Genomic DNA, 16,239 nt, shown 5'->3' with positions numbered 1-16,239 from the left:
GTTCTTGAAAATGCGTGTATATAAGAGGGTGACAGCAGCGGCGCTCTGTCTGGCGCTGGTTGCGCCGCAAGCCATGGCCGCCGACAAGGGATCGTCCGGTCGTCAGGCCCAGACGAAAAAGCAGATGGAAATTCCCCGCTGCACCAAACGCCTCGGCACCGTCGCGATTGTCGAGCCGGACAATCAGTGGTGGCGCGAACTGAGCCTGGGCAGCCCGGAAGCGATCATCAAGCTGTTCGTGCAGCAATCTGGCTGTTTCGGTCTGGTCAATCGCGGCCGATCGATGGCCAGTCGCAACCTCGAACGGGCAATGGCGGATTCGGGTGAATTGCAGTCTGGCAGCAATCTGGGCAAGGGCCAAGTCAAGGCTGCGGACTATTTCATCCAGCCCGACATCGTGACCACCAACAAGAATAGCGGCGGCAATGCCTTTGGCGGGATGCTGGGCGGGATGCTCGGCGGCCGGATCGGCGGCGCACTGCTCGGCGGCATCTCGATCAAGAAGAGCGAGGCCAATGTCATGCTGTCGGTCGTCAATGCCCGCACGACCGAAGAGGAAGTGATGGCGGAAGGCTATTTCCGCAAATCGGACCTGAGCTTTGGCGGCGGTGGCGGTCTTGGCTGGATGGGTGGTCTGGCCGCAGTCGGCGGCGGCGGTTACCAGAATACCGACATCGGCCAGGTGATCGTGCTGGCCTATCTGGACGCCTATACCAAGATGGTGACGCAGATGGGCGGCCTGCCTGAAAATGCAGCGGCGGCAGCGCCGGTCGCCAAGTAACATCCAGAAGGGCGCGACCAGTCTATCCGGTTGCGCCCTTTGTCATGCCGGGGCGATGGCGACGGCTGCCCGCCCGCGACGGCGTTTCCACCAGGCCAATATCGCCTCGCCAGCGGGTCGTTCGACCACGCGGTTGATCGCCGTCCCCAGCAGCAGCGCCACGGCGAAGGCGGCGAAAAAGCCGACCCATGGGCTATAGCCTGCCTTGGCAACCTCCAGCATGACAACGAAGCCAACATGCTGGTGGATGAGGTAAAAGGAATAGCTGATCCCGCCCAGCCAGACGAGCGGGCGCTGACTCAGGAAACTCAGTCGCCCTGCAATCAGCGCCGCGAAGGCCGCGATCAGGACGCACGCTACGATGGTGACGTCCCATGTCTCGATCGTCGCCACCGATGCCAGCGCCAGGAGCATATAGGGCGCCTGCTGCCGCCAGCTGCGCCGTCCGGCCCAGACACGATAGGACAGCATCCCGATGACGAAGAAGGGCAGATAGCGAAGCACCAGCAGCATGATGATGCGTTCGGGCATGTCGGGCCAGACAAAATAGAGCCAGCGCACTGCCAGCCACGCCGCCAGGACAGGTTCAAGACGCTTGAGACCCGCGAACCGCCACAGTGCGATCATGCAGACATAAAAGCCGATCTCCACCGTCAACGTCCAGTAAGCGCCATCCACTTCGGGCATGAAGGCGAAACCCTGCAACATGGTGAAATTGGCAAGGATCGCGACCGGCCCCACCAGCAACTGGGTCGCTTGGGCGAGATATTCGATGCCCAGCGTCATCAGCATCGCCACCAGATAGGCGGGATAAAGACGCGCGAAGCGGTTGACGATGAAATCCGCGACCGATCCGATCCGGTCGAGCGTGAAAAAGATCGCAAAGCCCGAAATGGTGAAGAACAGCAGCACCCGGTAGTTTCCGCCGGGGAAGCTGAAAGGCACATGGCTGGCCTGCGGAAACAGCTCATGGAAGCGGGTGGAATAGTGGAAGATCAGCACGCACAGCGCCCCGATGCCGCGCAGGGCGTCCAGCTCGGTCAGGCGAGCATGGGGAGAAGGCGATCCGGCCATGGCACGCCATAGCAACACATGAGCAATAAATCAGTTAACATCGTGGTTAACTATCGCGTCTTAACCCTCTTTTGTTGCTGGTCCCTTGCCAGATCGCATCAGCCGGACGGTCAGTGCGCCTCGCCAGCCCGCTTCAGACCCTGCAATTGCGCGTTCAGTACCTGATCGACGATGGGCGCGATCGCGGCGGGGCCGCCGCGCAGATAGCCACCCACGATATAGGTCATGGTGACCTGGACCCCCTTGCCCTTTGGCTGGATCGAAAAATCGAGCGTGCCGACGACACCTTCGCTCTGGAGCGGTCCCAGCGCCGCCGACAGGCGCAACTGCTTGCCCGGCACGGCGTAGATGACACGGCCATGTTCGATACTGCCGGGCTTGCCGGACGGATCGGGGATGGTTTCGCAGAAACAGCCGCCAGCGCGCGGATCCAGCGTCATATTGGCCGAATCCCCGCTATAGGTGTGACTGTCATCCCACCAGCGGCCGGGCACCGCCAGCAACGCATAGACCGCGCCAGGCTCCGCTGCGATCTCGACGCTGCTTTGTGTCGCAAAACCGATATCGCTGGTCGCCGTAACGGCAGCATGGGCCGGCGCAGCCATCGCCGCGCCAGCCCATGCCAATAACCCGATCATGCGCATAATGCCCTCCCCCTTTGCGTCAGGAAGGCAGTGTAGCTCAGGTGGCGTCGCCGTCCAAGATAGCGGCGATCGCAACGCTCACATCGTCCATGTCCGCCATGCCATCGACCCGTGATACGATGCCCCGCGCTTCGTAGATCGGCAGGATCGGTGCGGTCTTGGCACGATATTCGGTCATGCGGGTGCGCACTGTTTCTTCATTGTCGTCGGGACGACGCTTGAATTCGGTGCCACCGCACTTGTCACAGACACCCTCGGCCTTGGGTGCCTTGAATATGTCGTGATAACCCTCACCGCAGCTGGCGCAGGTGAAACGGCCAGTGATGCGTTCGACGAGCGCATCTTCATTGACTTCCAGTTCGACGACATGGTCGAGCGACCGGCTGCGCTGTTCCAGAATCGCGTCGAGCGAGTGAGCCTGTGCCTCCGTCCGGGGATAGCCATCGAAGATGACGCCGGTGTCGGGTGCCAGCGCGTCGAGCGCCTCGCCAATGATGCCGGAGACGACTTCGTCAGGCACAAGAGCACCTGCCTCCATGAGCGCCTTGGCCTGTAGCCCAACGGGCGTACCTGCCTTTACCGCGGCGCGCAGCATGTCGCCGGTCGACAGCTGGACCATGCCCCGGCTTTCCACCAGACGGCTGGCCTGCGTTCCCTTGCCAGCGCCCGGAGGGCCAAGCAATATGATGTTCATTGCGCGCATTCTCCCCTGTTGTGCGCCCTGAGCCGTTTTGCGCCGATCAGCGCATACGGCCTTTCAGCTTCGCCTTCTTGATCAGATCACCATATTGATGAGCGAGCAGATGGCTTTGAATCTGGGTCACGGTGTCGACCGTAACATTGACAACGATCAACAGGCTAGTCCCACCAAGGTAGAATGGAATTCCCGCCCGTGCGATGGCGAATTCCGGCACCAGACAGATGAACGCCAGATAGGCCGCGCCAATCACCGTGATGCGTGTCAGCACATAATCCAAGTAATTTTCGGTATTCTTGCCCGGACGGATGCCGGGGATGAAGCCGCCATTGCGCTTGAGATTGTCGGCCGTCTCTTCCGGGTTGAACACCACGGCGGTGTAGAAGAAGCAGAAAAATACGATGCCAAGGCCATAGAGCGCCATGTAAACCGGGCTACCGTGCGACAGATATTGGTTCAGCGTCAGCACGAAATCGCCGAGCCTGCTCTCACCCGCCACGGTCTGACCCGCAAACTGCGAGATGGTGAGCGGCATCAGCAACAGCGAACTGGCGAAGATCGGCGGAATCACGCCTGCGGTATTGACCTTGAGCGGCAAGTGGCTGCGGTCCGCCTGCATCAGACCCTGGCGCGTCTGGCGCTTGGGATATTGGATCAGCACACGGCGCTGGGCGCGCTCCATGAAACAGATCAGAAGGACCAGGCCGACCGCCATCACCATGACCAGGAAGATCAGCAGGCCAGAGATCGTGCCTTCGCTGCCCGACTTGAACAGATTGCTGAGCGTCACCGGCAGCTGGGCAACGATGCCTGCCATGATGATGAGCGACACGCCGTTGCCGATCCCGCGCGAGGTGATCTGTTCACCCAGCCACATCAGGAACATGGTGCCGCCGATCAGCGAGACGACCGCGGTCAGGCGGAACAACATGCCCGGTTCGATGACAGCGGCCACGCCCGATTGCGCGCCAAAGCCTTCCAGCCCGACGGCAATGAAATAGCCCTGCACCGCGGTCAGGCCGACCGTGCCATAACGGGTATATTGGTTGAGCTTCTTGCGACCGCTCTCCCCTTCCTTCTTGATCGCCGCCAGCTTGGGCGACAGCGACGCGCCCAGCTGCACCACGATCGAGGCGGTGATGTAGGGCATGACGCCGAGCGCGATCAGGCTCATGCGGGAAAGGCTGCCACCCGAAAAGGTGTTGAAGATGTCGAGGATGCCGCCCTGCGTCTGGCTATAGAGCTGCGACAGGGCAGTCGGATCGACGCCGGGCAGCGGCACGAAGCTGAGGAAACGGAACACGATCAGCGCGCCCAGCGTAAACCACAGGCGCTTCTTAAGGTCGGTCGCCTGGCTGAATTTCGCGAGGCTGAGATTGGATGCGAGCTGGTCGGCTCTCGATGCCATGGTGGCTGCCCTTCAAATCATGCGTGCCGGAGCGCCTGGCCCCGGTGCGGAATCGCTCATCCCTTAGCGGGACGGGTTAGCCGTGTCGAACGGGGAGTTGCCGCGCAAGCGACAAATAGCCTCCCCCCAGATACGCATAGCCCCGCCAACCCATATCGGGCAGCGGGGCCATACATGCAAGTCTGGGACGGCGGTTTAGGCCTTCCGGGCAGCCTTGGCAGCGGCGAGCGCCGTGCCCTTCTTGGCCTTCGCCTTGTCGGCTGCGGCGACCACTTCGATCACCTCGACCTTGCCACCGGCCTTTTCAACCGCTTCCAGCGCGCCCTTGGACGCACCGGCAACCAGGAAACTGGCCTTGGCGGTCAGTTCGCCCTTGGCGAGCAGACGGACGCCATCCTTGCCGCCACGGGCAAGCGACGCTGCCTTCAGCGCGGCATGGTCGATGGTCGCATTGGCGTCCAGCTTGCCAGCATCGATCGCCTTCTGCACCGCGCCCAGGTTCACGATCGCATAGTCGCTGGCGAAGATGTTGTTGAAGCCGCGCTTCGGGATGCGCATGTGGAGCGGCATCTGGCCACCCTCGAACCCGTTGATGGCGACGCCCGAACGTGCCTTGGCGCCCTTCTGGCCGCGACCGGCGGTCTTGCCCTTGCCCGAACCGATGCCGCGTCCGACGCGCATACGGCCCTTGCGGGCGCCATCATTGTCACGGATGTCATTGAGTTTCATATCGTGCACTCGCTTTCGCTATGTTCGCGCTGTCCCCATGCGGGGACCAAAGAGGCCGGGCCGATAGCCCAGCTTTAGAAAAAACGAAAGAGGGGTTTCCCCCTCTCCCGCTTCATTTCGTCGGATCGAAGGGCTTTAGCCTTCGACCACCTGCACCATGTGGGGCAGCTTACGGATGGCACCGCGGACTTCCGCCGTGTCTTCCAGTTCCACCACGCGGTGCATCTTGCCCAGGCCCAGGCCGATCAGAATCTTCTTCTGGTCGGCGGGACGGCGGATCGGTGAACCGATCTGCTTGATCTTGATCTTGGCCATATCGCTTACTCCGCAATCGCTTCGGCGTCGGCAGCCGCCAACTCGACCGAGGCACCACCGCGACGAAGCAGGTCAGCGACCTTCTTGCCGCGACGCTGCGCCACCGACTTGGGGCTGGTCTGCTCGCCCAGCGCCGCAAAGGTCGCCCGGATCATGTTATAGGGGTTCGACGTGCCGTTGGACTTGGTCACGACGTCCGCCACGCCCAGGCTCTCGAACACGGCGCGCATCGGACCACCGGCGATGATACCCGTACCGGCAGGTGCCGAACGGACCGTCACCTTGCCCGCACCGAAATGACCGAGGCCATCATGATGCAGCGTGCGGCCTTCCTTGAGCGGAACGCGAACCATTGCCTTCTTGGCAGCGGCAGTCGCCTTGCTGATCGCTTCAGGCACTTCGCGCGCCTTGCCATGGCCAAAGCCAGCACGACCCTTGCCGTCGCCAACGACGACCAGAGCGGCGAAACCGAAGCGCTTGCCGCCCTTGACGGTCTTGCTGACGCGGTTGATGTGAACCAGCTTCTCGATCAGTTCTTCGCCCTGATCTTCGTCGCGATTGCCGCCACGACGATCGTCACGACGGCCACGGCCGCCGCGATCGCCACGGTTGCGATCACCGCCGCCACCGCCACGGTTGCCACGGCCGCCACGGCCAGGACCGCGACCTTCGGCCGGTGCAGCTTCTGCACCGTCGACGGGCGCAGCGACTTCAATGGTGTTTTCGTCAGCCATGCTCAGAACTCCAGCCCGGCTTCACGGGCCGCATCGGCCAGCGCCTTGACGCGGCCATGGAAAAGGAAACCGCCGCGATCGAACACGACGCGGGTCACGCCGGCCTTGGTCGCGGCTTCCGCCACGCGCTTGCCAACGTCGGCAGCCGCTTCCGAGGTCGCGCCGGTCTTGCCGAGCGCCTTGGAACCGGTGTCCTTGTCCAGGGTCGAAGCGGCAGCGACGGTGGTGCCCGCCGCGTCGTCGATAACCTGGGCATAGATGTGCCGACCGGTACGATGGATGGACAGGCGGGGACGGTCACCCGACCGCGCCTTGAGGGCGGTGCGAACGCGGCGACGACGCCGCTCGAAGAGGGAAAGCTTTGCCATCTTACTTCTTCTTCCCTTCCTTGCGGAAGATGAATTCGCCGTCGTACTTGATGCCCTTGCCCTTATAGGGTTCGGGCTTACGCCAGCGACGGATCTCGGCCGCAACCTGTCCGACCTTCTGCTTGTCGATGCCGATGATCTCAACCGTGGTGTTATCCGGGGTCTTGATCTCGATCCCTTCGGGGATCGCGTAATCGACGTCGTGGCTGTAACCGAGCTGCAACTTCAGGTTCTTGCCCTGCGAGTTGGCGCGGTAGCCGACGCCGGTGATCAGCAGCTTCTTGGTGAAGCCTTCAGTCACGCCGGTGATCAGGTTCTGGACGAGCGTGCGCTGCATACCCCAGAAGGCGCGAGCCGACTTGGTCTTGTTGGCAGGCTGCACCGAAATGCCGTCATTTTCCAACGTGTAGCTGATCTCGTCGCGCAGCGGCATGGCGAGGGTGCCCTTGGGACCCTTCACCGAGAGCTGCCCGCCCTCGATGGTCGCGGTCACCCCAGCGGGGATCGCGACCGGTTTTTTACCGATGCGGCTCATTAGAACACCTCCGCCAGCACTTCGCCGCCGACATTCTGCTCGCGCGCTTCCGCGTCGGACAGAACACCCTTGGGCGTCGAGACAATGGTGATGCCCAGGCCATTGCGCACTACCGGCAGTTCCTTGGAACCTGAATAGACGCGGCGGCCAGGCTTGGACACGCGAGCGACATGCTTGATGGCCGGCTGGCCTTCAAAATATTTCAGCTCGATACGCAGGCCGGGATGGGCGCCGAGGGCTTCCTCGGAATAACCACGGATATAGCCTTCGCGCTGAAGCACGTCGAGAACGCGGGCGCGCAGCTTGGACGCAGGGGACATAACGCTGTCCTTCTTCGCCTGCTGCCCGTTGCGGATGCGGGTGAGCATATCACCCAGGGGATCGGTCAATGCCATGAGATGATATCCTTACCAGCTCGACTTGGTGACGCCGGGGATGAGGCCTTTGTTGGCCAGATCACGCAGCTGAATACGGCAGAGCCGGAATTTGCGGTAATAAGCGCGCGGGCGACCGGTCAGCTCGCAGCGATTACGCACGCGAGTGGGGTTACCGTTGCGGGGAATTTCCGCCATCTTCAGACGCGCGATCAAACGATCACTATCGTCTGCACTGTTATCATTCGCGATCGCCTTGAGCTTCGCATAACGGCCGGCATATTTCTTGACCAGCTTCTTGCGACGTTCATTCTTGTTGATCGAACTCAGTTTCGCCATGACTTAAGTTCTCTTCCTTAGCTAATGCGTTGGGAGAGAAGCGGGGCCGATTAAGCCGCCTGCTTCTCTTCTTCCTGCGGGAAGGGGAAACCGAACAGGCGCAGCAGCTCGCGCGCCTCGTCATCCGTCTTCGCGGTGGTGGTCACGATGATGTCCATGCCGCGCACCTTGTCGACGCGGTCATAGCTGATCTCCGGGAAGATGATCTGTTCCTTGATGCCGAAGGCATAGTTGCCACGGCCGTCAAAGCTCTTGGGGTTCAGACCACGGAAATCGCGCACGCGCGGGAGCGCGATGTTGATCAGACGATCCAGGAATTCATACATGCGCTCACGGCGCAGCGTGACCTTGGCACCGATCGGCATCCCCTCACGCAGCTTGAACTGCGCGATCGACTTCTTCGCCTTGGTGATGACCGGCTTCTGGCCAGCGATCAGTTCCATTTCCTCGGCGGCCTGGGTGACCTTCTTCTTGTCCTGGGTCGCTTCGCCCACACCCATGTTGAGCGTGATCTTTTCGATCTTGGGGACTTCCATGACGTTCTTGTAACCGAATTTCTCGGTCATCGCTTTGGCGATTTCGGCGTCATAGAGCGCTTTGGAACGCGGAATATAAATGTCGGCCATTACAGCACCTCACCGGACTTGACGGCGACGCGAACCTTCTTGCCGTCGCGCTCCTCGAAACGAACGCGGGTCGGCTTGCCGTCCTTGTCGGCGACCGCCACGTTCGAGATGTGGAGCGGCGCAGCCTTGCGCTCGATGCCGCCCTGCGGGTTCGACTGGTCGGGCTTGCGATGCTTCACATGCACGTTGATGCCTTCGACAAGAACCTTGTCGTCCTTGGGCATCACAGCCAAGACAGCGCCGGTACGGCCCTTGTCCTTGCCAGCCAGGACGACAATCTTGTCGCCCTTCTTGATCTTAGCAGCGCTCATTACAGCACCTCAGGGGCTAGGCTGATGATCTTCATGTGCTTCTTGGCACGCAGTTCACGAACCACGGGGCCAAAGATACGGGTGCCGATCGGCTCCTCGTTCTTGTTGATCAGCACAGCGGCGTTACCGTCGAAACGGATCACCGAGCCATCGGCACGACGAATGTCCTTGGCGGTACGCACGATGACGGCGCGGTGGACGTCGCCCTTCTTGACCTTGCCGCGCGGAGCCGCTTCCTTGACGGAGACGACGATGATGTCGCCAACGCCCGCGAAGCGCCGCTTCGACCCGCCCAGCACCTTGATGCACTGGACGCGCTTGGCGCCGCTGTTGTCCGCGACGTCAAGATTGGATTGCATCTGGATCATGGATCCGGTTCCTTCTTATTTGGCCTACCGAAAAAATTCCGGCGGTTCCGAATTTCGTGCCTGGACCCTTGGAGTCATACGCGAAGCGCGGGCCTGTAACCCCTTCTGAACGAAAAGGCCAGCCCCGCGTCGCAATTAGACCCAAAGAGTCGGTGAGCTGTCCCTCAGGCCGCCGTTTCCGGCGACTTGTGGGTGTCCACACGCTCGATGACCTTCCAGGTCTTGAGCTTGGAAATCGGGGCGGTCTCCTCGATGCGGACCGTCTCGCCTTCCTTGTAGACATTGCCCTCGTCATGGGCATGATATTTCTTCGAGCGGCGGATGATCTTGCCGTAGAGCGCGTGCTTTACCTTGCGCTCCACGCGAACGACCACCGTCTTGTCGGTCTTGTCGGAAACCACAGTTCCCGTCAGCACGCGCTTGGGCATCGTGTGGTTCCTTTACTTGGCAGCGGAGCTGTTACGCTCCGTCTGCAGGGTCTTGATCTGCGCGATCGACCGGCGGACTTCCTTGACCCGGCTGGGTTTTTCCAGCTGGTTGGTCGCCGCCTGGAAACGCAGGTTGAACTGCTCGCGCTTCAGGTTGTTCAACTCGGTCGACAGCTCGTCGTCCGTTTTGGTCTTGAGATCAGCAACTTTCGCCATGACCTTAGCCCTCCAGATGCGAGGTGTCGCCGAGGCGGGCGACAACCTTCGTCTTGATCGGCAGCTTCATCGCGGCACGCGAAAAAGCCTCGGCTGCGAGCGGACCGGGCACGCCGTCCAGCTCGAACAGGATGCGGCCGGGGGCAACGCGAGCCGCCCAATATTCGACCGAACCCTTGCCCTTGCCCTGACGGACTTCGGCCGGCTTCTTCGTCACCGGAACGTCGGGGAACACGCGGATCCACAGACGACCCTGGCGGCGGATGTGACGGGTGATCGCACGGCGGGCCGCTTCGATCTGGCGCGCGGTGATCCGTTCCGGCTCCATGGCCTTCAGGCCGTAGGCGCCGAAGTTCAGCGCAGTGCCGCCCTTCGCATCGCCCTTGATCCGGCCCTTGAAGGTCTTGCGGAACTTCATTTTCTTCGGTTGCAGCATGACGCTATACCCTATTCAAAATCAGCGCGCCGGACGCACGCCGGAGGTCTGAGCCTCCAGCATGAGCCGGTCGGTCGCGAACGGATCATGGCCGAGAATCTCGCCCTTGAAGATCCACACCTTGATCCCGCACACGCCATAGGCGGTATGAGCCGTGGCTTCGGCATAGTCGACGTTCGCACGCAGCGTGTGCAGCGGAACGCGGCCTTCGCGATACCATTCGACGCGCGCGATTTCCGCGCCGCCCAGACGGCCGCCACAGGTGATCTTGATGCCTTCGGCACCCAGACGCAGCGCCGACTGAACCGCCCGCTTCATCGCCCGGCGGAATGCCACGCGGCGTTCCAGCTGGTCGGCAATGCCCTGCGCAACGAGACGACTGTCAACTTCCGGCTTGCGGATTTCGACAATGTTCAGCGACACGTCCGACGAGGTCAGCGCACCCAGCTTCTTGCGAAGCTTTTCAATGTCTGCACCCTTCTTGCCGATGATGACACCCGGACGGGCGGCATAGATCGACACGCGGCACAGCTTGGCGGGACGCTCGATCACGACCTTGGAGATCGCAGCCTGCGGCATGTTCTTGAAGATGAACTGGCGGATCTTGAGATCTTCCAGCAGGAGACGACCATAGTCGGCTCCCTCGGCGAACCAGCGGCTGTCCCAGGTACGGTTGATCTGGAGACGCAGACCGATCGGATTGCTCTTGTGACCCATGTGCTTACGCCTCCGCTTCTTCGCCAGCTTCACGCACGACGATACGCACGCGGCTGTAAGGCTTGAGGATCCGGGTCGACTTGCCGCGGCCACGGGCATGGAAGCGCTTGAGCGTGAACGCCTTGCCTACCGATGCTTCCGCGACGACCAGCGCGTCGACGTCCAGATTGTGGTTGTTTTCGGCATTGGCGATGGCCGAAGCCAGCACCTTGCGCACGTCGACCGCCATCGCCTTCTTGGAGAAGGCGAGGATGTTCAGCGCGTCCTCGACCTTGCGGCCGCGGATGAGCGTGGCGACCAAGTTCAGCTTCTGGGCCGAACCACGGATCTGCGTGCCAACGGCCAGCGCTTCATTGTCGGCGACGCGACGCGGAGCTTTTTCCTTGCTCATTAGCGCTTGCCCTTCTTGTCGGCAGCATGGCCGGGGAAGAAGCGGGTCGGAGCGAATTCGCCCAGCTTGTGACCCACCATTTCCTCGTTCACGGAGACCGGAACATGCTTGCGGCCGTTATAGACGTTGAACGTCAGACCAACGAACTGCGGCAGGATGGTGGAACGGCGCGACCAGGTCTTGATCGGCGCACGGCCACCCGCGTCCTGCGCGGCTTCCGCCTTCTTCAGAAGGCTGAGGTCCACGAACGGACCTTTCCAGACGGAACGAGCCATCTCGCTTACCTCTTCTTCTTCGCGTGGCGGCTACGGATAATCATCTTGTCCGTGGCCTTGTTGTGGCGGGTGCGCGCACCCTTGGTCGGCTTGCCCCAAGGCGTGACCGGATGACGGCCGCCAGAGGTCCGGCCTTCACCACCACCATGCGGGTGATCGACCGGGTTCTTGGCAACACCGCGGGTCAGAGGACGGATGCCCTTCCAACGGTTGCGGCCTGCCTTGGCGAGGTTGGTATTGCCATTGTCCGGGTTGCTGACGGCACCAACGGTGCCCATGCAATCGGAACGAATGTAGCGCTGTTCACCCGAAGACAGGCGAACCATGACCATGCCGCGGTCACGACCGACGAGCTGGGCGTAGGTGCCTGCCGAACGGCAGAGCTGACCACCCTTGCCTGGCTTCATTTCGATGTTGTGGATGATCGTGCCAACCGGCATCTGACCCAGTTCCATCGCATTGCCCGGCTTCACGTCGGTCTTCTTGCCCGCGACGACCTTGTCACCAGGGGCCAGACGCTGCGGCGCCAGAATATAGGCCTGGGTGCCGTCGGGATAGTTGACCAGCGCGATGAACGCGGTGCGGTTGGGGTCATATTCCAGACGCTCGACCGTACCTTCAACGTCCCACAAGCGACGCTTGAAGTCGATGATACGATAGCGCTGCTTGTGCCCGCCGCCGATACCGCGCGAGGTCACATGCCCCTTGTTGTTGCGGCCACCGGTCTTGCGCTTGCCTTCGGTCAGCGCCTTGACGGGCTTTCCTTTGTGCAGGCTCGACTTGTCGACCAGGATCAGGCCGCGCTGGGCGGGGCTGGTCGGGTTATAGTGCTTGAGTGCCATGGTCCGCGCCTCAGATACCGGTGGTGACGTCGATGGACTGGCCTTCGGCCAGCGTCACGATCGCCTTCTTGACGTCCGAACGCTTGTAGGGCTTGCCCTTCCAGCGCTTGGTCTTGCCCTTCTGCACCAGCGTGTTGACCGCTTTCACGGTCACGCCGAACAGCGCTTCGACAGCCGCCTTGATTTCCGGCTTGGTCGCGGTGTTGGCGACCTTGAAAACCACGGCGTTGTTTTCGCTCAGGAGCGTCGACTTCTCGGTGATGTGCGGCGCGACGACGACGTCATAATGACGGTTGTCGACGGTTCCGGCTTGCTTTTTAGCCATTGAAACGGGCCTCCAGCTTTTCGACCGCAGCGCGCGTAAGCACCAGCGAGTCGGCTTTCAGGATGTCATAGACATTGGCGCCAACGGCAGGGAGCAGGTCCACGCCGATGATGTTGGCCGATGCCTTGGCAAAGCTGATGTTCACAGCGTCGCCGTCGATGAACAGCACCTTGGTGAGGTTCAGCTTGGCGAGGCTGGCGACCAGCGCCTTGGTCTTGCCGTCGGCAACATCCAGGCTGTCGATGATCGTCAACGTTCCGGCCTTTGCCTTCGACGACAGCGCCATCTTCAGACCCAGCGCGCGAACCTTCTTGTTCAGCGAGGGATTGAAGTCACGGACGCGGGCACCGTGGGCCTTACCACCGCCAATGAACACCGGCGCGCGGCGATCGCCGTGACGGGCGGTGCCGCCACCTTTCTGACGGCCGAACTTCTTGCCGGTGCGGGCAACATCGCTACGCTCACGAGTGCCGCGGGCGGTGCCGCGACGCTTTTCGAGCTGCCAGGTGACGACGCGATGCAGGATGTCAGCGCGGGGCTCGACACCGAAAACGGCATCGTTCAGCTCCAGATCGCCAGCTTCTGCTGCGTCGAGGGTCTGTACCTTGACCTTCATGGTTTAGCCCTCCTGGCCTTCGGTGACGTCGCTCACCACGGCTTCTTCAGCCGGGGTGTTCGCAGCGCCATTGCTATTGTCAGCCTTTTTCAGGCTGGCGGGATAGGGTGCATCCGCCGGACGAGCGACCTTGACCGCGTCCTTGACGGTGAGCCAGGTGCCCTTGGCACCCGGAACGCTGCCCTTGACGAAAATCAGACCGCGCTCGACGTCGGTACGCACGATTTCCAGATTCTGCTGGGTGCGTTCACGATCGCCCATGTGACCGGCCATCTTCTTGTTCTTGAAGACGCGGCCCGGATCCTGGCGATTACCCGTCGAACCATGGGCACGGTGACTGATCGACACACCGTGGGTGGCGCGCATACCGCCGAAGCCCCAACGCTTCATGGCGCCGGCAAAGCCCTTACCCTGGGTGTGACCGGCCACGTCGACCAGCTGGCCGGCGATGAAATGGTCAGCGGCGATTTCTGCGCCGACATCGAGAAGTGCATCCTCGGCGACACGGAATTCGACCAGACGTGCCTTAGGCTCCACTTCCGCCTTGGCGAAGTGACCGCGCTGCGGCTTGGCGACATTCTTAACTTTCGCGACGCCGGCACCCAGCTGCACGGCTACATAGCCGTCGCTGTCCACATCCTTCCGAGCTACGACCTGGTTGCCTTCAAGGGCCAGAACCGTAACCGGAACGTGACGCCCGTCCTCTTGGAACAGGCGGGTCATCCCGACTTTCTTCGCGATCACGCCAGTGCGCATGATCCATACTCCCAATAGAGGCCCGCCTTATCAGCGGGCGTATCCAACGAAAAAAACCGCTCAGGATCTCTCCTTCGCGGCCAACCCTTTGCTTGTAGATCACCCCGTCTGGGTTGGATGCCACCCCCTATTCGGGAACAGCGACGGGGGACCAGGGCCACGGCCAAAGCCGCGCGGTATCCCTTGTGTCGTTTGAGCTTCCGCCCTTCCCTAGAAAGAGGGGGCGAAATACCCGATACCCTGCTCACCTTTCGGTCAGCAGGGACTTGCCGGCTCAGGCCAGCTTGATCTCGACGTTCACGCCGGCAGCCAGGTCCAGCTTCATCAGCGCGTCGACCGTCTGCGGCGTAGGCTGCACAATGTCAAGCATACGCTTGTAGGTGCGGACTTCAAACTGTTCGCGCGACTTCTTGTCGACGTGCGGGCCACGGTTGACCGTGAACTTTTCGATGCGCGTCGGCAGGGGAATGGGGCCGCGAATGAGGGCGCCGGTGCGGCGGGCGGTGTCGGCGATGTCGCCGGTCGCCTGATCGAGCACGCGATGATCGAACGCCTTAAGGCGAATGCGGATGTTGCTGTCCATGTCCTACTACCGATGCGAAAGAGCCAAAAAACAAACCGCCCCGATTAGACCCTCTAGCGCAAAGCCGGCGAGGATCGGTCCGAGGCGGTTAAAATCCGAGCCGCGCGAATCAGGTGACCCGCGCGGCTCGTTGCCTATATTACTTGGTGACTGCCGAAACAACCCCCGAACCGACGGTCCGGCCGCCTTCGCGGATTGAGAAGCGCAGACCCTGCTCCATCGCGATCGGTGCGATGAGCTTGACGCCGAGCTTCACATTGTCGCCGGGCATGACCATCTCGGTGCCTTCAGGCAGCACGACTTCGCCGGTGACGTCCGTGGTGCGGAAGTAGAACTGCGGACGATAGTTGGCGAAGAACGGCGTGTGACGGCCACCCTCTTCCTTCGACAGCACATAGACTTCCGATTCGAACTCGGTGTGCGGCTTGATCGAGCCGGGCTTGCAGAGAACCTGGCCACGCTCCACATCTTCACGGCCAACGCCACGAACCAGCGCACCGATATTGTCGCCAGCTTCACCCTGATCGAGCAGCTTGCGGAACATTTCGACGCCGGTAACGACGGTCTTGCGGGTGTCCTTGAGGCCGACGATTTCGACTTCTTCACCAACCTTGACGATGCCGGTTTCAACGCGGCCGGTCACAACCGTACCACGACCCGAGATCGAGAACACGTCTTCGATCGGCATCAGGAAGGGCTTGTCGACCGGACGGTCGGGCTGCGGGATCCAGCTGTCGACGGCCTGCATCAGCTTCAGAACCGCGTCGTGGCCGATTTCGTTGTTGGTGCCGTTGAGGGCGCAAACGGCCGAACCGGGGATGATAGGGATGTTGTCGCCATCAAAGTCGTAGGACGAAAGCAGCTCGCGTATTTCCAGCTCGACCAGTTCCAGAATTTCTGGATCGTCGACCAGGTCAACCTTGTTCATGAACACGACCATCTGCGGCACGCCGACCTGACGGGCGAGCAGAATGTGCTCACGGGTCTGGGGCATCGGACCGTCGGTGGCCGAAACGACCAGGATCGCGCCGTCCATCTGGGCGGCACCGGTGATCATGTTCTTCACATAGTCAGCGTGACCGGGGCAGTCGACGTGCGCATAGTGGCGCTGCTCGGTTTCATATTCGACGTGGGCGGTCGAAATGGTGATACCGCGCTCACGCTCTTCAGGCGCCTTGTCGATATTGTCATACGACGTAAAGGTCGCGCCGCCGGTTTCGGCCAGCACCTTCGTGATCGCTGCGGTCAGCGAGGTCTTGCCATGGTCGACGTGACCGATGGTGCCGATGTTGCAATGCGGCTTCGTCCGCTCAAACTTAGCTTTCGCCATTTTATCCTACCTTCTAATCAA

27 protein-coding genes are annotated in these 16,239 nt (G+C 61.6%); 1 reads left to right on the top strand and 26 read right to left on the bottom strand.

From position 1 onward, the window contains the following. Positions 1-10 precede the first annotated feature (10 nt). Positions 11-781 carry a CsgG/HfaB family protein gene (locus EBBID32_RS15830; RefSeq protein WP_037491171.1) on the top strand — a complete coding sequence of 257 codons (771 nt, stop codon included), beginning with the start codon at positions 11-13 and terminating at the stop codon, positions 779-781. Between the two features lie 42 nt (positions 782-823). Here the strand turns inward: EBBID32_RS15830 and EBBID32_RS15825 are convergent, their stop codons facing one another. The 26 genes from EBBID32_RS15825 to tuf all read right to left on the bottom strand — a co-directional run bounded on the left by EBBID32_RS15825 (position 824) and on the right by tuf (position 16,218). Then, entirely contained in the window at positions 824-1,855 is a 1,032-nt protein-coding gene (locus tag EBBID32_RS15825) for an acyltransferase family protein (RefSeq protein ID WP_006960349.1), read from the bottom strand. A gap of 110 nt (positions 1,856-1,965) precedes the next feature. After that, positions 1,966-2,499: an SRPBCC family protein gene (locus EBBID32_RS15820; protein WP_006960347.1), complete on the bottom strand. Its 534-nt coding sequence runs from the start codon at positions 2,497-2,499 to the stop codon at positions 1,966-1,968. 37 nt (positions 2,500-2,536) lie between these two features. Continuing rightward, the gene (locus tag EBBID32_RS15815; protein ID WP_006960345.1) at positions 2,537-3,193 is read right to left on the bottom strand and encodes an adenylate kinase; all 657 of its coding nucleotides are present in this window, start codon (positions 3,191-3,193) and stop codon (positions 2,537-2,539) included. A 46-nt stretch (positions 3,194-3,239) separates the two neighbouring features. Next, a complete protein-coding gene (gene secY, locus EBBID32_RS15810; protein ID WP_006960343.1) occupies positions 3,240-4,604 on the bottom strand; it encodes a preprotein translocase subunit SecY in 1,365 nt (454 codons plus the stop codon). 195 nt (positions 4,605-4,799) lie between these two features. Further along, complete coding sequence (rplO, locus tag EBBID32_RS15805; protein ID WP_037491168.1) at positions 4,800-5,333, bottom strand: 50S ribosomal protein L15; 534 nt, start codon at positions 5,331-5,333, stop codon at positions 4,800-4,802. Positions 5,334-5,468: 135 nt separating this feature from the next. Beyond that, a complete protein-coding gene (gene rpmD / locus EBBID32_RS15800) occupies positions 5,469-5,648 on the bottom strand; it encodes a 50S ribosomal protein L30 (RefSeq protein ID WP_006960339.1) in 180 nt (59 codons plus the stop codon). Between the two features lie 5 nt (positions 5,649-5,653). Beyond that, positions 5,654-6,382 carry a 30S ribosomal protein S5 gene (gene rpsE, locus EBBID32_RS15795; RefSeq protein WP_006960336.1) on the bottom strand — a complete coding sequence of 243 codons (729 nt, stop codon included), beginning with the start codon at positions 6,380-6,382 and terminating at the stop codon, positions 5,654-5,656. Between the two features lie 2 nt (positions 6,383-6,384). After that, entirely contained in the window at positions 6,385-6,750 is a 366-nt protein-coding gene (gene rplR / locus EBBID32_RS15790; RefSeq protein ID WP_006960334.1) for a 50S ribosomal protein L18, read from the bottom strand. A 1-nt stretch (position 6,751) separates the two neighbouring features. Continuing rightward, the gene (gene rplF / locus EBBID32_RS15785; protein WP_006960332.1) at positions 6,752-7,285 is read right to left on the bottom strand and encodes a 50S ribosomal protein L6; all 534 of its coding nucleotides are present in this window, start codon (positions 7,283-7,285) and stop codon (positions 6,752-6,754) included. Then, positions 7,285-7,680 carry a 30S ribosomal protein S8 gene (rpsH, locus tag EBBID32_RS15780; RefSeq protein WP_006960330.1) on the bottom strand — a complete coding sequence of 132 codons (396 nt, stop codon included), beginning with the start codon at positions 7,678-7,680 and terminating at the stop codon, positions 7,285-7,287. The genes rplF and rpsH overlap by 1 nt, the downstream gene beginning before the upstream one ends. A gap of 12 nt (positions 7,681-7,692) precedes the next feature. Continuing rightward, on the bottom strand, positions 7,693-7,998 hold the full coding sequence (gene rpsN / locus EBBID32_RS15775; protein ID WP_006960327.1) for a 30S ribosomal protein S14: 306 nt from the start codon (positions 7,996-7,998) through the stop codon (positions 7,693-7,695). A 50-nt stretch (positions 7,999-8,048) separates the two neighbouring features. Beyond that, complete coding sequence (rplE, locus tag EBBID32_RS15770; RefSeq protein ID WP_006960326.1) at positions 8,049-8,624, bottom strand: 50S ribosomal protein L5; 576 nt, start codon at positions 8,622-8,624, stop codon at positions 8,049-8,051. Beyond that, positions 8,624-8,935 carry a 50S ribosomal protein L24 gene (rplX, locus tag EBBID32_RS15765; protein WP_006960324.1) on the bottom strand — a complete coding sequence of 104 codons (312 nt, stop codon included), beginning with the start codon at positions 8,933-8,935 and terminating at the stop codon, positions 8,624-8,626. Before rplX ends, rplE begins: the two co-directional genes overlap by 1 nt. Next, positions 8,935-9,303, bottom strand: a complete 369-nt coding sequence (rplN, locus tag EBBID32_RS15760) for a 50S ribosomal protein L14 (RefSeq protein ID WP_006960322.1) — start codon at positions 9,301-9,303, stop codon at positions 8,935-8,937. The genes rplX and rplN overlap by 1 nt, the downstream gene beginning before the upstream one ends. A 164-nt stretch (positions 9,304-9,467) precedes the next feature. Continuing rightward, a complete protein-coding gene (rpsQ, locus tag EBBID32_RS15755; RefSeq protein ID WP_006960320.1) occupies positions 9,468-9,731 on the bottom strand; it encodes a 30S ribosomal protein S17 in 264 nt (87 codons plus the stop codon). Between the two features lie 12 nt (positions 9,732-9,743). After that, entirely contained in the window at positions 9,744-9,947 is a 204-nt protein-coding gene (gene rpmC, locus EBBID32_RS15750; protein WP_006960315.1) for a 50S ribosomal protein L29, read from the bottom strand. A gap of 4 nt (positions 9,948-9,951) precedes the next feature. Beyond that, positions 9,952-10,383, bottom strand: a complete 432-nt coding sequence (gene rplP, locus EBBID32_RS15745; RefSeq protein ID WP_006960313.1) for a 50S ribosomal protein L16 — start codon at positions 10,381-10,383, stop codon at positions 9,952-9,954. Positions 10,384-10,404: 21 nt separating this feature from the next. Further along, positions 10,405-11,100 (bottom strand): 30S ribosomal protein S3, encoded by a 696-nt coding sequence (gene rpsC, locus EBBID32_RS15740; protein WP_006960312.1) that lies wholly within the window; start codon positions 11,098-11,100, stop codon positions 10,405-10,407. Between the two features lie 4 nt (positions 11,101-11,104). Beyond that, complete coding sequence (gene rplV / locus EBBID32_RS15735; RefSeq protein WP_006960310.1) at positions 11,105-11,491, bottom strand: 50S ribosomal protein L22; 387 nt, start codon at positions 11,489-11,491, stop codon at positions 11,105-11,107. Next, positions 11,491-11,766 (bottom strand): 30S ribosomal protein S19, encoded by a 276-nt coding sequence (rpsS, locus tag EBBID32_RS15730; RefSeq protein ID WP_017184033.1) that lies wholly within the window; start codon positions 11,764-11,766, stop codon positions 11,491-11,493. The genes rplV and rpsS overlap by 1 nt, the downstream gene beginning before the upstream one ends. Before the next feature lie 5 nt (positions 11,767-11,771). Continuing rightward, positions 11,772-12,608 carry a 50S ribosomal protein L2 gene (gene rplB, locus EBBID32_RS15725; RefSeq protein ID WP_006960307.1) on the bottom strand — a complete coding sequence of 279 codons (837 nt, stop codon included), beginning with the start codon at positions 12,606-12,608 and terminating at the stop codon, positions 11,772-11,774. 10 nt (positions 12,609-12,618) lie between these two features. After that, the gene (locus EBBID32_RS15720) at positions 12,619-12,933 is read right to left on the bottom strand and encodes a 50S ribosomal protein L23 (protein ID WP_006960305.1); all 315 of its coding nucleotides are present in this window, start codon (positions 12,931-12,933) and stop codon (positions 12,619-12,621) included. After that, entirely contained in the window at positions 12,926-13,549 is a 624-nt protein-coding gene (rplD, locus tag EBBID32_RS15715) for a 50S ribosomal protein L4 (RefSeq protein WP_006960304.1), read from the bottom strand. Before rplD ends, EBBID32_RS15720 begins: the two co-directional genes overlap by 8 nt. 3 nt (positions 13,550-13,552) lie before the next feature. Then, on the bottom strand, positions 13,553-14,305 hold the full coding sequence (gene rplC, locus EBBID32_RS15710) for a 50S ribosomal protein L3 (RefSeq protein ID WP_037491157.1): 753 nt from the start codon (positions 14,303-14,305) through the stop codon (positions 13,553-13,555). A 274-nt stretch (positions 14,306-14,579) separates the two neighbouring features. Beyond that, complete coding sequence (gene rpsJ / locus EBBID32_RS15705) at positions 14,580-14,888, bottom strand: 30S ribosomal protein S10 (RefSeq protein ID WP_006960299.1); 309 nt, start codon at positions 14,886-14,888, stop codon at positions 14,580-14,582. Between the two features lie 139 nt (positions 14,889-15,027). Then, complete coding sequence (gene tuf / locus EBBID32_RS15700; RefSeq protein WP_006960297.1) at positions 15,028-16,218, bottom strand: elongation factor Tu; 1,191 nt, start codon at positions 16,216-16,218, stop codon at positions 15,028-15,030. Positions 16,219-16,239 lie beyond the last annotated feature (21 nt).

The sequence above is a fragment of the Sphingobium indicum BiD32 genome (assembly GCF_000382885.1).
In the GTDB taxonomy this organism is placed as follows: domain Bacteria; phylum Pseudomonadota; class Alphaproteobacteria; order Sphingomonadales; family Sphingomonadaceae; genus Sphingobium; species Sphingobium japonicum_C.
The sequence above is the reverse complement of the archived record's forward strand: the minus strand, read 5'-3'. Positions and strand labels throughout refer to the sequence as shown.

Bases quoted from the DNA above. Each gene is read 5' to 3' on its own strand.
- rpsE (WP_006960336.1), bottom strand. From the start codon at position 6,382: ATGGCTGACGAAAACACCATTGAAGTCGCTGCGCCCGTCGACGGTGCA.
- EBBID32_RS15720 (WP_006960305.1), bottom strand. From the start codon at position 12,933: ATGGCTAAAAAGCAAGCCGGAACCGTCGACAACCGTCATTATGACGTC.
- rpsC (WP_006960312.1), bottom strand. From the start codon at position 11,100: ATGGGTCACAAGAGCAATCCGATCGGTCTGCGTCTCCAGATCAACCGT.
- rplC (WP_037491157.1), bottom strand. From the start codon at position 14,305: ATGCGCACTGGCGTGATCGCGAAGAAAGTCGGGATGACCCGCCTGTTC.
- rplX (WP_006960324.1), bottom strand. From the start codon at position 8,935: ATGAGCGCTGCTAAGATCAAGAAGGGCGACAAGATTGTCGTCCTGGCT.
- rplD (WP_006960304.1), bottom strand. From the start codon at position 13,549: ATGAAGGTCAAGGTACAGACCCTCGACGCAGCAGAAGCTGGCGATCTG.
- rplE (WP_006960326.1), bottom strand. From the start codon at position 8,624: ATGGCCGACATTTATATTCCGCGTTCCAAAGCGCTCTATGACGCCGAA.
- rpsH (WP_006960330.1), bottom strand. From the start codon at position 7,680: ATGGCATTGACCGATCCCCTGGGTGATATGCTCACCCGCATCCGCAAC.
- rplB (WP_006960307.1), bottom strand. From the start codon at position 12,608: ATGGCACTCAAGCACTATAACCCGACCAGCCCCGCCCAGCGCGGCCTG.
- rplN (WP_006960322.1), bottom strand. From the start codon at position 9,303: ATGATCCAGATGCAATCCAATCTTGACGTCGCGGACAACAGCGGCGCC.
- rpsS (WP_017184033.1), bottom strand. From the start codon at position 11,766: ATGGCTCGTTCCGTCTGGAAAGGTCCGTTCGTGGACCTCAGCCTTCTG.
- rpsQ (WP_006960320.1), bottom strand. From the start codon at position 9,731: ATGCCCAAGCGCGTGCTGACGGGAACTGTGGTTTCCGACAAGACCGAC.
- rpsN (WP_006960327.1), bottom strand. From the start codon at position 7,998: ATGGCGAAACTGAGTTCGATCAACAAGAATGAACGTCGCAAGAAGCTG.
- rplO (WP_037491168.1), bottom strand. From the start codon at position 5,333: ATGAAACTCAATGACATCCGTGACAATGATGGCGCCCGCAAGGGCCGT.
- rpmD (WP_006960339.1), bottom strand. From the start codon at position 5,648: ATGGCCAAGATCAAGATCAAGCAGATCGGTTCACCGATCCGCCGTCCC.
- rplP (WP_006960313.1), bottom strand. From the start codon at position 10,383: ATGCTGCAACCGAAGAAAATGAAGTTCCGCAAGACCTTCAAGGGCCGG.
- EBBID32_RS15815 (WP_006960345.1), bottom strand. From the start codon at position 3,193: ATGAACATCATATTGCTTGGCCCTCCGGGCGCTGGCAAGGGAACGCAG.
- rplF (WP_006960332.1), bottom strand. From the start codon at position 7,285: ATGAGCCGCATCGGTAAAAAACCGGTCGCGATCCCCGCTGGGGTGACC.
- tuf (WP_006960297.1), bottom strand. From the start codon at position 16,218: ATGGCGAAAGCTAAGTTTGAGCGGACGAAGCCGCATTGCAACATCGGC.
- rpsJ (WP_006960299.1), bottom strand. From the start codon at position 14,888: ATGGACAGCAACATCCGCATTCGCCTTAAGGCGTTCGATCATCGCGTG.
- EBBID32_RS15820 (WP_006960347.1), bottom strand. From the start codon at position 2,499: ATGCGCATGATCGGGTTATTGGCATGGGCTGGCGCGGCGATGGCTGCG.
- EBBID32_RS15825 (WP_006960349.1), bottom strand. From the start codon at position 1,855: ATGGCCGGATCGCCTTCTCCCCATGCTCGCCTGACCGAGCTGGACGCC.
- EBBID32_RS15830 (WP_037491171.1), top strand. From the start codon at position 11: ATGCGTGTATATAAGAGGGTGACAGCAGCGGCGCTCTGTCTGGCGCTG.
- rpmC (WP_006960315.1), bottom strand. From the start codon at position 9,947: ATGGCGAAAGTTGCTGATCTCAAGACCAAAACGGACGACGAGCTGTCG.
- rplV (WP_006960310.1), bottom strand. From the start codon at position 11,491: ATGAGCAAGGAAAAAGCTCCGCGTCGCGTCGCCGACAATGAAGCGCTG.
- secY (WP_006960343.1), bottom strand. From the start codon at position 4,604: ATGGCATCGAGAGCCGACCAGCTCGCATCCAATCTCAGCCTCGCGAAA.
- rplR (WP_006960334.1), bottom strand. From the start codon at position 6,750: ATGGCAAAGCTTTCCCTCTTCGAGCGGCGTCGTCGCCGCGTTCGCACC.